At 67.6% G+C, this 12,658-nt stretch carries 12 protein-coding genes; 10 read left to right on the forward strand and 2 right to left on the reverse strand.

Features of this window, described 5'->3' with window-relative positions:
* The first annotated feature begins 6 nt into the window (after positions 1-6).
* Positions 7-582 (forward strand): NUDIX domain-containing protein, encoded by a 576-nt coding sequence (locus EJP69_RS12015; RefSeq protein ID WP_093205397.1) that lies wholly within the window; start codon positions 7-9, stop codon positions 580-582.
* On the forward strand, positions 572-799 hold the full coding sequence (locus tag EJP69_RS12020) for a sulfurtransferase TusA family protein (protein ID WP_093205394.1): 228 nt from the start codon (positions 572-574) through the stop codon (positions 797-799). Before EJP69_RS12015 ends, EJP69_RS12020 begins: the two co-directional genes overlap by 11 nt.
* A 72-nt stretch (positions 800-871) precedes the next feature.
* On the opposite strand, the gene galU is transcribed toward EJP69_RS12020, so the two are convergent.
* Positions 872-1,762 carry a UTP--glucose-1-phosphate uridylyltransferase GalU gene (gene galU, locus EJP69_RS12025; RefSeq protein ID WP_093205389.1) on the reverse strand — a complete coding sequence of 297 codons (891 nt, stop codon included), beginning with the start codon at positions 1,760-1,762 and terminating at the stop codon, positions 872-874.
* 99 nt (positions 1,763-1,861) lie between these two features.
* A complete protein-coding gene (locus tag EJP69_RS12030; RefSeq protein ID WP_126470272.1) occupies positions 1,862-4,741 on the reverse strand; it encodes a valine--tRNA ligase in 2,880 nt (959 codons plus the stop codon).
* A 108-nt stretch (positions 4,742-4,849) separates the two neighbouring features.
* Here EJP69_RS12030 and yaaA point away from each other — a divergent pair, with 108 nt between their 5' ends.
* The 8 genes from yaaA to EJP69_RS12070 all read left to right on the forward strand — a co-directional run bounded on the left by yaaA (position 4,850) and on the right by EJP69_RS12070 (position 12,601).
* On the forward strand, positions 4,850-5,635 hold the full coding sequence (gene yaaA, locus EJP69_RS12035; protein ID WP_093205384.1) for a peroxide stress protein YaaA: 786 nt from the start codon (positions 4,850-4,852) through the stop codon (positions 5,633-5,635).
* Positions 5,636-5,791: 156 nt separating this feature from the next.
* The gene (locus tag EJP69_RS12040) at positions 5,792-6,634 is read left to right on the forward strand and encodes a 2OG-Fe(II) oxygenase (protein ID WP_093305845.1); all 843 of its coding nucleotides are present in this window, start codon (positions 5,792-5,794) and stop codon (positions 6,632-6,634) included.
* A 22-nt stretch (positions 6,635-6,656) separates the two neighbouring features.
* Entirely contained in the window at positions 6,657-7,562 is a 906-nt protein-coding gene (locus EJP69_RS12045) for an alpha/beta fold hydrolase (protein ID WP_126470274.1), read from the forward strand.
* Entirely contained in the window at positions 7,559-8,428 is an 870-nt protein-coding gene (queF, locus tag EJP69_RS12050) for an NADPH-dependent 7-cyano-7-deazaguanine reductase QueF (protein WP_093205378.1), read from the forward strand. The genes EJP69_RS12045 and queF overlap by 4 nt, the downstream gene beginning before the upstream one ends.
* Before the next feature lie 130 nt (positions 8,429-8,558).
* Positions 8,559-9,464, forward strand: coding sequence for an SDR family NAD(P)-dependent oxidoreductase (locus EJP69_RS12055; protein WP_126470276.1), 906 nt, complete (start codon positions 8,559-8,561; stop codon positions 9,462-9,464).
* Positions 9,465-9,543: 79 nt separating this feature from the next.
* Complete coding sequence (locus EJP69_RS12060) at positions 9,544-10,434, forward strand: LysR family transcriptional regulator (RefSeq protein ID WP_093205376.1); 891 nt, start codon at positions 9,544-9,546, stop codon at positions 10,432-10,434.
* A gap of 13 nt (positions 10,435-10,447) precedes the next feature.
* Complete coding sequence (locus tag EJP69_RS12065; RefSeq protein WP_093205373.1) at positions 10,448-11,335, forward strand: LysR family transcriptional regulator; 888 nt, start codon at positions 10,448-10,450, stop codon at positions 11,333-11,335.
* Positions 11,336-11,446: 111 nt separating this feature from the next.
* Positions 11,447-12,601 carry a mandelate racemase/muconate lactonizing enzyme family protein gene (locus EJP69_RS12070; protein WP_093205370.1) on the forward strand — a complete coding sequence of 385 codons (1,155 nt, stop codon included), beginning with the start codon at positions 11,447-11,449 and terminating at the stop codon, positions 12,599-12,601.
* Positions 12,602-12,658: the final 57 nt, after the last annotated feature.

Consider the following 12,658-nt stretch of genomic DNA (forward strand, 5'->3'; position numbering starts at 1 on the left):
CACCCCATGCCCCATCCCAAGTTCTGCCAGGTCTGTGCCACGCCGCTCGAGTGGATCGCGTTGATGGAAGACGGCGGCCCCAAGGAGCGCCTGCGCTGCCCAAACTGCGGCCACACGCACTGGAACAACCCGACGCCCGTGCTCGCCGCCATCGTCGAGTACCGCGGCCAGGTGCTGCTGGCGCGCAATGCCGCGTGGCCGGGCAAGATGTTCGCGCTCATCACCGGCTTCATGGAGGCCGGCGAGACGCCCGAGGAAGGCATCGCGCGCGAGGTGAAGGAAGAAACCAACCTCGACGTGAGCGCCGCCAGGATCGTCGGCGCCTACGACTTCCAGCGCATGAATCAGGTCATCATCGCCTACCACGTGGTGGCCGACGGCGAGGTGAAGCTCTCGCCCGAACTGGTCGACTACCGCCTCTACGACCTGCCCGATCTCAAGTGCTGGCCCGCCGGCACCGGCTACGCGCTGGCCGACTGGCTGCGCACGCGCGGACACGAGCCTGTGTTCTTCACGGCCGCCGAGAACGAGGAGCGCCGCCGCGGCCTGAACCTGCCGCCGGAGCCAGGCAATGCAAGTTGATCGCGAGCTCGACACGCGCGGGCTGAACTGCCCGCTGCCCATCCTCAAGGCGAAGAAGTCGCTCAACGAGATGGCGAGCGGCCAGCTGCTGAAGGTGGTGTCGACAGACCCGGGATCGATCCGCGACTTCCAGGCCTTCGCACGCCAGACGGGCAACGAGCTGATGGAGCAGGAAACCGTCGGCACCGACTTCATCCACGTGCTGAAGCGCCGCTGACAGGGTTGCAGAAGCAGCAAAGAAAAAGGGCCGCAGTCGCGGCCCTTTTTGTTCGTGTGCTCGAAGCGGCGATTACAGCTTCAGGCTCTTGAGGTACTCGCGGAAATCCGCGCCCACTTCCGGGTGCGCTAGCGCCAGTTCCACCGATGCCTGCAGGAAGCCTTCCTTGCTGCCGCAGTCGTAGCGGATGCCCTTGTACGAGTACGCGTAGACCGATTCCTTCTTCATCAGCGCCGCGATGCCGTCGGTGAGCTGGATCTCGCCACCCGCGCCCTTGGGCTGGTTGCGGATCTCGTCGAACACGCCCGGCGTGAGGATGTAGCGGCCTGCCACACCGAGACGTGAAGGCGCCTCTTCGGGCTTCGGCTTCTCGACCATGCGGCTGACCTTCACGAGGCCTTCCTCGATCGCGTCGCCAGCCACGATGCCGTAGCGCTTGACGTGCGCGAGCGGCACTTCCTGCACTGCCAGTAGCGAGCCGCCGAGGCGGCCGAAGGCTTCGGTCATCTGCGCCAGCACGGGCTGTCCGCCATCGGGGCCGACCATCAGGTCGTCCGCCAGCAGCACGGCGAAGGGTTCGTTGCCGACCAGGTGCTCGGCGCACAGCACCGCATGGCCCAGGCCCAGCATGCGCGGCTGGCGCACATACGAGCAGGTCATGTCGTCGGGCATGACCGAACGGGCGATGTTCAGCAGCGCGGTCTTGCCGCTGGCCTCGAGCTGGCTCTCGAGCTCGTAGGCGGTGTCGTAGTGGTCTTCGATGGCGCGCTTGTTGCGACCGGTCACGAAGATCATGTCGCGGATGCCGGCTGCGTACGCCTCTTCGACGGCGTACTGGATCAGCGGCTTGTCGACCACCGGCAGCATTTCCTTGGGTTGCGCCTTGGTGGCCGGCAGGAAGCGGGTGCCGAAGCCTGCAACGGGAAATACGGCCTTGCGGATGCGGGTCGCGGATGTGGACATGGGCAGTTCAGCGTCTTTCGTCAAAGGTAGGGATGGCAGGATGCGGAACGGCGCGGGGCCGCTCCAAGCATCCTAAACGCCTTCGAAACTCCGAGTCTGTCAGCCGAGGCGCACAAGCTGGTCGCGCAAGCGCTCCAGAGTGGCAGTGAAGTCAGTCAGACGTTTACGTTCCTGCTCGATCACGGCCGGCGGAGCCTTCGCGACGAAGGCTTCGTTGCCCAGCTTGGAGTGCACCTTGGCAATTTCGCCTTCGACGCGTGCAACTTCCTTGCCAATGCGAACTTTCTCCGCAGCCTTGTCGATCTCCATGTGCAGGCACAGGCGTGCGGCGCCCACCACGGCGACGGGTGCGGCTTCGGCGGCAGCCGACCACGAGGCCTCGTCGTCGAAGACCTTCACTTCCTTGAGCTTGGCGAGCGCCTGCAGCACCGAGGCCGATTCACGCAGGAAAGCCGCGCCTTCGGCATCGTCTGCCACCGCGTAGAGCGGCAGGCGCGTGGCGGGCGACACGTTCATTTCGCCACGCAGCGTGCGGCACGCATCCACCAGTGCCTTCAACCGCGCCACGTAAGCCTCGGCCGCCTCGTCGATCTTCTCGGGCTGGCTCTTCGGATAGGCCGCGATCATGATCGACTCGCCCTCACGTCCTGCAACCTTCGACACCTTCTGCCACAGCTCTTCCGTGATGAACGGAATGATGGGGTGCGCCAGGCGCAGCAGCGTCTCGAGCACGCGGATGAGCGTGCGGCGCGTGGCGCGCTTCTGTGCGTCGTCGCCGGTCTGGATCTGCACCTTGGCGATCTCGAGGTACCAGTCGCAGAACTCGTCCCAGGCGAACTGGTAGATCGTGGTGGCCACGTTGTCGAGGCGGTATTCCTCGAAGCCCTGAGCCACTTCGGCCTCCACGCGCTGCAGCTTCGACACGATCCAGTAGTCGGCGCGGCTGAACTTCAGGTAGCCGTGCGCCGGGCCGCCGACCTTGCACTCTTCCTTCGTGTGCTCCAGCAGGCCGCAGTCCTGGCCTTCGCAGTTCATCAGCACGAAGCGCGTGGCGTTCCACAGCTTGTTGCAGAAGTTGCGATAGCCCTCGCAGCGCTTCGAGTCGAAGTTGATGCTGCGGCCCAGCGAGGCGAGCGAGGCGAAAGTGAAACGAAGCGCATCGGCGCCGAAGGCCGGAATGCCGTCCGGAAACTCCTTCTGCGTGTTCTTGCGCACGGCGGGCGCCGTCTCGGGCTTGCGCAGGCCTTGCGTGCGCTTGTCGAGCAGCGCGGGCAGCTCGATGCCGTCGATCAGGTCCACCGGGTCGAGCACGTTGCCTTCCGACTTGCTCATCTTCTTGCCCTGCGCGTCGCGCACCAGGCCGTGGATGTACACGTGCTTGAAGGGCACCTTGCCGATGAAGTGCTTGGTCATCATGATCATCCGGGCGACCCAGAAGAAGATGATGTCGTAGCCGGTCACCAGCACGGTCGAGGGCAGATACAGGTCGAGGTCCTGCGTCTTCTCGGGCCAGCCCAGCGAAGAGAAGGGCACCAGCGCCGACGAATACCAGGTGTCGAGCACGTCCTCGTCGCGCGTCAGCTTCTTGCCGGGCGCCTTGGCCTGGGCGGCGGCTTCGTCCTCCGCCACGTACACGTTGCCTTCCTCGTCGTACCAGGCCGGAATCTGGTGGCCCCACCAGAGCTGGCGCGAGATGGTCCAGTCCTGGATGTTCTCCATCCAGTGGTTGTAGGTGTTGACCCAGTTCTCGGGCACGAAGCGCACTTCGCCCGACTTCACCACGTCGATGGCCTTCTGCGCGATCGACTGGCCGTCGGCACCGGGGCGCGTCATGGCCACGTACCACTGGTCGGTGAGCATCGGCTCCACGATGGCGCCCGAGCGCGCGCAGCGCGGCACCATCAGCCTGTGCTTCTTCACCTCGACCAGCAGGCCCAGCGCGTCGAGGTCGGCCACGATGGCCTTGCGCGCCACGAAGCGGTCGAGGCCGCGGTACTTCTCGGGCGCGTTGTCGTTGATGGTGGCGTCGAGCGTGAGCACGCCGATCATCTCGAGCTTGTGGCGCTGGCCGACGGCGTAGTCGTTGTAGTCGTGCGCGGGCGTGACCTTCACGACACCGGTGCCGAATTCCTTGTCGACGTAGTCGTCGGCAATGATCGGAATCAGCCGGTCCACCAGCGGCAGCTTCACGCGCTTGCCAATGAGATGCTTGTAGCGCTCGTCCTCGGGGTGGACCATCACGGCCGTGTCGCCGAGCATGGTCTCGGGCCGGGTGGTGGCCACGGTCAGCGTGCCGCTGCCGTCTTCGAGCGGGTAGGCGATGTGCCAGAGCGAGCCGTCTTCTTCCTCGCTCTCGACCTCGAGGTCGCTCACGGAGGTCTTGAGCACCGGGTCCCAGTTGCCCAGGCGCTTGCCGCGGTAGATCAGGCCCTCTTCGTACAGCTTCACGAAGGTATGCGTCACGACCTTGGAGAGGTCGTCGTCCATCGTGAAGTACTCGCGGCTCCAGTCCACCGTGTCGCCCATGCGGCGCATCTGCTGGGTGATGGTGTTGCCCGATTTTTCCTTCCACTCCCACACGCGCGCCACGAAGTTCTTGCGGCCCAGGTCGTGGCGGCTGACCTTCTGCTCCTGCAGTTGGCGCTCCACCACGATCTGAGTCGCGATGCCGGCGTGGTCGGTGCCGGGCACCCACAGCGTGTTGTCGCCCTTCATGCGGTGGTACCGCGTGAGGCCGTCCATGATCGTCTGGTTGAACGCATGGCCCATGTGCAGCGTGCCCGTCACGTTGGGCGGCGGCAGCTGGATCGCGAACGACTCGGCGCCATCCTTGGGTTGCTGCGTGCCTCTGAAGCCGGCCTTGGCGTAGCCGCGCTTCTCCCATTCGGGGCCCCAGTGCGCCTCGATGGCGGCGGGCTCGAACGATTTGGAAAGGCTGTCCAGTCCAGGCTGGGCGGGAGGGGTGGTGGGTTCGCTCATGGGAAATGCAGGAACGGCCCTTCGGGGAGCCGTTGGGGGGACACAGGTGGGTAGCCGGCGATTTTACCGGGGCGGCCCCGTGTCACGGCAGCCACTGATAATTCCGGGATGCTGTTCCTGCTTTCCCCTGCAAAGTCACTCGACTACGACACCCCGGTCCCCTCCGAACTCCCCGCCACCCAACCCCATTTCGAATCGCCCCGCGGCCCCTCGGTCGAACTCATCAAGCTGCTGCGCGAGAAGTCGCCCCAGCAGATTTCCGAGCTCATGAGCCTGTCGGACAAGCTCTCGGCACTGAACGTGGCCCGTTACGAGGCCTGGTCGAGCAAGAGCACCCCGAAGAACGCCCGCCAGGCCGCCTTCGCCTTCGACGGCGACGTCTACGGCGGCCTCGACGCCCGCACCCTCACGAAAACCCAGCTGGCCTGGGCGCAGGACCACGTCTGCATCCTCAGCGGCCTCTACGGCCTGCTGCGCCCGCTCGACCTGCTGCAGCCCTACCGCCTCGAAATGGGCACCCAGCTGGCCAACCGCCACGGCAAGGACCTCTACGCCTTCTGGGGCCCGCGCATCGCCGAGCACCTGAACGAACGCCTCGCGGCCGACCGCACCCCCGTGGTGGTCAACGTCGCCTCGCAGGAATACTTCAAGTCGGTCGACCGCAAGGTGCTCAAGGCGCGCGTGGTCGAATGCGTGTTCGAGGAATGGAAGGGCGACCGGTACAAGATCGTGAGCTTCTTCGCCAAGCGCGCCCGCGGCCTGCTGGCGCGCTGGGCCGTGCAGCACAAGGCGGCCACGCCCAAGGCACTGGAAAAGTTCGACCTCGAGGGTTATGGTTTCGACGCGGAAGTGTCCAAACCCGACAGGTTGGTGTTCAGGAGAAGGCTGGACTGACCCCGGCCTTCGCGCACTTCGTGTCGCTGCGCCAGCCTGTCTTTCAGGCGGCGACACCGGCGGCCCGGCAGAGCCGGTTCCGCGGTGTTCCCGGAATGGGGCGTGGCGGTTTTTTCATGCGTTGCGGGGATTGCCGCGGCGTGGAGGAGTATTGAGATGTCCCAAGCGATCAGTCCGGAACTGCGCGAATGGCTGGTTGCCCAGCTCGCCGCCGGGCATTCGGTGCCGGCCCTGCGCGCCTCGATGCGCGCGGCCGGCTGGCACGACGCCGCCGCCGACGTGGCGCTGGCCCAGCTCGAAGCCGGCTTCCCCAACGTGGAAGTCGCGCTGCCTTCCGTGCAGGCGAAGATGCCCGGGCCCGACCTCGACGGCGCGCCCCTGTACATCGATGCGGGCGACCGCCGCGTGCAGGTGCTGCAGACCATGCGGCACCCGCGCGTGGTGGTTTTCGGCAACCTGCTGTCTGCCGAGGAATGCGAAGGCCTGATCGCCGCCGCGCGCGTGCGGCTCGCGCGCTCGCTCACCGTCGAGACGCGCACCGGCGGCGAGGTGCTCAACGTCGATCGCACCAGCGACGGCATGTTCTTCGAGCGCGGCGAGAACGAGATCGTCGCGCGCCTCGAGCAGCGCATTGCCGCGCTGCTGCGCTGGCCGCTCGAGTTCGGCGAGGGCCTGCAGATCCTGCGCTACGCCCCCGGCGCGCAATACCGCCCGCACTACGACTATTTCGACCCGAACGAGCCCGGCACGCCCACCATCCTCAAGCGCGGCGGGCAGCGCGTCGCCACGCTGGTGATGTACCTGCAGGAGCCCGAGGGCGGCGGCGCCACCACTTTCCCCGACGTGGGACTCGAAGTGGCCCCGGCGCGCGGCTGCGGCGTGTTCTTCAGCTACGACCGGCCCGACCCCGTCACCCGCACCCTGCACGGCGGCGCGCCGGTGCTGGCGGGCGAGAAGTGGGTCGCCACCAAGTGGCTGCGCGAGCGCGAGTTCAAGTAGCGGAAGAACAAGCAAGGACCCGATGAAAGTCACCGCCAACGGGCTGCAGATCGAAGTCGACGACACCGGAGGCGAGGGGCGCCCCGTCATCCTGCTCATCATGGGCCTGGGCATGCAGCTCGTCGCGTGGCCGACGGCCTTCGTGCGGCAGCTGGCCGACGCGGGCTTTCGCGTGATACGTCACGACAATCGCGACATCGGCCTGAGCCAGGGCTTCGACCATGCCGGCACCGGCAACATCGTGTGGGAGACCATCCGCCACCGCCTCGGCCTGAAGGTGCGCTCGGCCTACACCCTGCAGGACATGGCCATCGATTCGCTCGGCGTGCTCGACGCGCTGGGCATCGAGAAGGCCCACATCGTCGGCGCCTCCATGGGCGGCATGATCGCGCAGCGCATCGCGGCCTTCGCGCCGCAGCGCACGACCAGCCTCGTGAGCATCATGAGCTCCAGCGGCGCGCGCGGACTGCCCGGCCCGCGCCGCGAGGTCACCACCATGCTCATGCGCCGCCCGGCCAGCCGCGACGAGGCCGCGCTGGTCGCGCACAGCATCCGGCTGCTGCGGCTCATCCAGAGCCCGGCCTACCCGCAGACCGACGAGGAACTGGCCGAGCGCCTCACCTTCGGCCTGCGTCGCGCGTACCACCCGGCCGGACTGCTGCGGCAGATGCTGGCCATCGGCGCCGACGACGAGCGCCCCCGCATACTGCAGGGCATCCGCTCGCCCACGCTGGTGCTGCACGGCGACGCCGATGCGCTCGTGCCCATCGCCTGCGGCGAAGACACGGCCCGGCGCATTCCGGGCTCGCAATTCGTTTCCATTCCCGGCATGGGCCACGACCTGCCGCCCGAGGTGTGCAACATCCTCGCCAACCACATCGCACCGTTCGCCCAGGCGGCGGATGCCGCAGATACGAGACCATCATGAGCCACGACCCGCACAACCCCAACACCCCCGAGCAATCGCAACTGGGCCGCGCCTCGGCCTACGCCGACCGCTACGACCCGACGCTGCTCTTTCCCATCGCGCGCGCCACGCAGCGCGAGGCCATGGGCATCAAGACCGGCGCCTTGCCCTTCTTCGGCGCCGACCTCTGGACCGCCTTCGAGGTGAGCTGGCTCAACCTTCGCGGCAAGCCGCAGCTGGCCATCGCGCACTTCACCATTCCCTGCGAGACGCCCAACATCATCGAGAGCAAGAGCTTCAAGCTCTACCTCAACAGCTTCAACAACAGCCAGTTCGCGAGCGCAGACGCCGTGCGCGAGCGCCTGCGCGCCGACCTGTCGGAAGCCGCATGGCGCGGCAGCGACCAGCAGGCCACCATCGGCGTGAGCCTGCTCGCGCCCGACATGTTCGACCGCGAGCCGGTGCACGAACTCGACGGCCTCGACCTCGACCGCCTCGACATCGAGTGCACCCACTACCAGCCCACGCCCGAGCTGCTGAGCAGCGACACCACGCAGGCGCCCGTCAACGAAACGCTCACCAGCCGCCTGCTGAAGAGCAACTGCCTCGTCACCGGCCAGCCCGACTGGGGCAGCGTGCAGATCCGTTACAGCGGCCCGCCCATCGACCAGGCGGGGCTGCTCGCGTACATCATCAGCTTCCGCAACCACAACGAGTTCCACGAGCCCTGCGCCGAGCGCATGTTCACGGACATCTGGACCCGCTGCAAGCCGAACAAGCTCGCGGTGTACGCGCGCTACACGCGGCGCGGCGGCCTGGACATCAACCCGTTCCGCACGAGCTGGCCGCAGGCGCTGCCGCCGAACATCCGGACGGCGAGGCAGTAAACCGACGGGCCTGCGGGCCCCGCCGCCGAAGCCCCTCTTCGGAAACCCGAAACCCGCTCCAGCCCCGCCTGTGGCATTCTGGATTTCACCCGCGAGTCCGCGGTCGAATGAACATCTGGAGCGCAGACAAATGGTTGAAGGAAAAGTGGTCGTCGTCACCGGCGCGGGCGGTGGCATCGGGCGCGACATCGCGCTGGCGATGGCGGCGCATGGCGCGAAGGTGGTGGTCAACGACATCGGCGCGGCGCTCGATGGTGCCGGCGGCAGCGCAGGCCCCGCGCAGCAGGTGGTCGACGAGATCCGCTCGGCCGGCGGACAGGCCGTGCCCAACACCGACAGCGTGGCCGATGCCGCGAGCGCGGTGCGCATCGTGGAATGCGCGGTCGAGAACTTTGGGCGCATCGACGCGGTGGTGAACAACGCCGGCATCCTGCGCGACCGCTTCTTCCACAAGATGTCGGTGGACGAGTGGGACTCGGTGCTCAAGGTGCACCTGTACGGCGCGTACTACGTGAGCCGTGCCGCCGCCACGCATTTCAAGGAGCAGGAGTCGGGCGCGCTGGTGCACATGACTTCCACCTCGGGCCTCATCGGCAACTTCGGGCAGGCCAACTACGCGGCGGCCAAGCTCGGCATTGCCGCGCTGTCTAAGTCGATCGCGCTGGACATGCAGAAATTCAACGTGCGCTCCAACTGCATCGCGCCCTTCGCCTGGAGCCGCATGATCGGCGCCATTCCCACCGACACCGACGAGCAGCGCGCCCGCGTCGACAAGATCAAGCAGATGACGCCGGCCAAGGTCGCTCCGCTGGCCGTGTACCTCGCGAGCGACGCGGCCGGTGCGGTCAACGGCCAGATCTTCTCGGTGCGCAACAACGAGATCTCGCTCATCAGCCAGCCGCGCCCGGTTCGCTCCATCCACCGCTCGGAGGGCTGGACGCCGCAGAGCATCGCCGAGCACGCCATGCCCGCGATGCGCGCCAGCTTCTACCCGCTGGACCGCTCGGCCGACGTGTTCAGCTGGGACCCGGTCTGAGGACAAACCCGCAGAGGGCGGCGAGCAGCCTCATTCGCCGGACAATGCGCGTTCCGTTTCCCCCTGATACCGGCGCCCGGTGAACCTGCACTTCGACCTGTTCGACCTGAAACTGTTCGTCTACGTGGCGGACGCGCACAGCCTCACGCGCGGCGCGGAGAAGGCCTGCATCTCGCTGGCCGCGGCCTCCACCCGCATCAAGCAGATGGAGGAGGCCGTGGGCGGCAAGCTGCTGCACCGCAGCGCGCAGGGCGTGAGCCTCACGGCGGCGGGGCAGGCGGTGCTCTACCACGCCAAGCGCGTGATGCAGCAGATGGAGCACCTGCGCTGCGACATGCAGGACTTCGGCAAGGGCATCAAGGGCCATGTGCGGGTGTTCGCCAACACCACCTCGATCACCGAATACCTGCCGCAGAAGCTGGCGGGTTTTCTCACGCAGCACCCGGCCGTGCAGGTGGACCTGCGCGAGTACCTCAGCGAAGAGATCGTGCGCGCCGTGGCCGATGGCGAGGCCGACATCGGCATCCTCGCGGGCGACGTGCACACGGGCGACTTCGACGCGCGGCCTTTCGGCAGCAACCAGCTCGTGCTGGTGGTGCCCACTACGCACCGGCTCGCGGGTGCGCCCTCGGTGGCCTTCGCCGACACGCTCGATGAACAGCACGTGGGCCTGCACCACGGCAGTGCCATCCATCGCTTCCTGCAGCGCCGCGCCGAGCTTGCGGGGCGCGGCTTCAACCCGCGCATCCAGGTCAGCAGCTTCGAGGCCATCTGCCTGATGATCGAAGCGGGCGTGGGCATCGGCGTGCTGCCGATGTCGTCGGCGCAGCGGCTTTCGATGGCGATGCGCATCTCGACCGTGGCGCTCAGCGACACCTGGGCCGAGCGCGAGCTGAAGCTGATCGCGCGCAGCCGCGAGCAGCTGCCCGCCCTGGCGCGCGAGTTGTTCGACCACCTCGCAGCGCGTTGAGGAGGCCGCAGCCATGTCGGCCGACCTGAAGTCGCTGCGCCTGTTCGTGGCCGTTGCCGACAACGGCAGCATCAGCGAGGGCGCCAAGCGCTGCCACATCGCGCTGGCGGCTGCCAGCAAGCGCATCTCCGACCTGGAGGCCCGTGCGCGGCTGCCGCTGCTGGTGCGCCATGCGCGCGGCGTCACGCTCACCTCGGCGGGGCACGGGCTGCTGCTGCATGCGCGCGCCGTGCTCTCGGCCATGGACCGCCTCGGCGCCGAGCTCGACGACTTCCAGAACGGCGTGGCCGGCGTGGTCAGCATCACGGCCAATGCCTCGACCATCGCGCAGTTTCTTCCGGCGCAGATCGGCTCCTTCCTGCGCCTGCATCCGGTGCTGAAGATCGACCTGCAGGAGCGCGCCAGCACCGAGGTGGTGAAGGCGGTGCAGGCGGGCCTGGCCGACATCGGCGTGATCGAGGGCAACACGCCCGCCGAGGGCCTCGAGTGCCTGCCGTATCGCACCGACGAACTGGCCGTGGTGGTGGCGCGCGACCATCCGCTGGCGCGGCGCAGGCGCATCGGCGTCGACGAGGTGCTGAGCCACGACCACATCGTGGTGCGCGAAGGCACGGCGCTGCACCGCGTGCTGCTGGCCGCGGCGCTGGAGGCGCAGGTGCCGCTGAAGGTGCGCATGCAGGTGGGCAGCTTCGACATGGTCTGCCGCATGGTGGAGCAGGGCGCGGGCATCGGCGTGCTGCCCTACGCGGCCATCCTGCCGCAGCTGCAGATACTGAAGCTGCGCTGCCTGAAGCTCGACGCGCCCTGGGCCAACAGGCGCCACCTGCTGTGCGTGCGCAGGCAGCAGGACCTGACGGTGGCCGCGCGCTCGGTGCTGGAGCATCTGGGCTTGCCCGACTGAGCGGGTTCTTGCGGCAGCCTTCGCGCCACGCGAAGGCTCGAACTCGCCAAAAACGAATTGTTCTCCCGCGGTTCGCACGCAAAGATGCGCGCACCAACAAAGGAGACACTCTTGAAGATCGTTCGCGTCAGCGCCACGCCGCTGAACATTCCCGTCACCATCGACGTGGTCGGCATGAACAAGCAGACCTCGCTGTCGCTGTGCCTCACCGAGATCGAGACCGACACCGGCCTCGTCGGCCATGGCATGACGGCCATCACCGAGGAGGAGATCATCGCCGCCGCCGTGCGCGAGGTGGCCGGCCCGGCGCTGATCGGCGAAGACCCGATGGCCACCGAGCGCCTGTGGGAAAAGCTCTACTGGCTGCTTTCGCCGCGCGGCCAGACCGGCTACGCCAGCCACACCATCGCCGCGCTCGACATCGCGCTGTGGGACATCAAGGCCCGCGCGCTGGGCCAGCCGCTGTGGCGCCTGCTCGGCGGCGCGCGCGCGAAGGTGCCGGTGTACGCCACCTTCGGCTTCGGCTTCTTCGAGCGCGACCAGCTCGCGGCGGCGGCGAAGCTGTGGGTCTCGCAGGGCTTCCAGCGGCTGAAGATGACTGTCGGCAACCATGCGCTCGCGCGCCGCGATGAGCCGCGCCCGCTCGACGAGGTCATCGCCGAAGACGTGCGCCGCGTCGCCGCCGTGCGCGAGGCGGTCGGCCCCGACGTGAAGCTCTACGTCGACGCCAACTGCGGCCTCGACCTGTTCCACGCCACCGAACTGGCGCACCGCATCGAACCCTACGGCATCAGCTTCTTCGAGGAGCCGCTCACGCAGAACGACGTGCGGCAGATGGCCCAGCTGCGCGCGCGCACCCGCATCCCGCTGGCCTGCGGCCAGAACGAGGGCCTGGCCTTCCGCTTCCGCGATCTGCTGGTGAACCAGGCGGCCGACGTGCTGCAGCCCAACGTGACCATCTCGGGCGGCTATTCGCAGGTGCTGAAGATCGCCGGCATGGCGCAGGCCTTCAACGTGCCCATCGACAACGGCGGCGCCTGGCCCTTCCACAACATGCACCTGCATGCGGGCGTGTCGAACGGCGGGCTGGTCGAGTACCACTACGTGGCGGTGCAGATGCTCAAGCAGATCTTCGATGGCCTGCCGGTGCCCGAGCAGGGCTGGCTCACGCTGCCCGAGACGCCCGGCCTGGGCTTCGCGCCCAATGCCGAGCGAGTGCGAGAGCTGGCGAAGCTGCCGACCTCGCACGGCAAGGGCAAGGCCTGAGCGGCCCGCGTCGCCGCGGGGGCGACACTTTCTTCCTTCACGACCGGGCCGCGACAG

Source organism: Variovorax gossypii, assembly GCF_003965815.1.
GTDB classification, from domain to species: domain Bacteria; phylum Pseudomonadota; class Gammaproteobacteria; order Burkholderiales; family Burkholderiaceae_C; genus Variovorax; species Variovorax gossypii.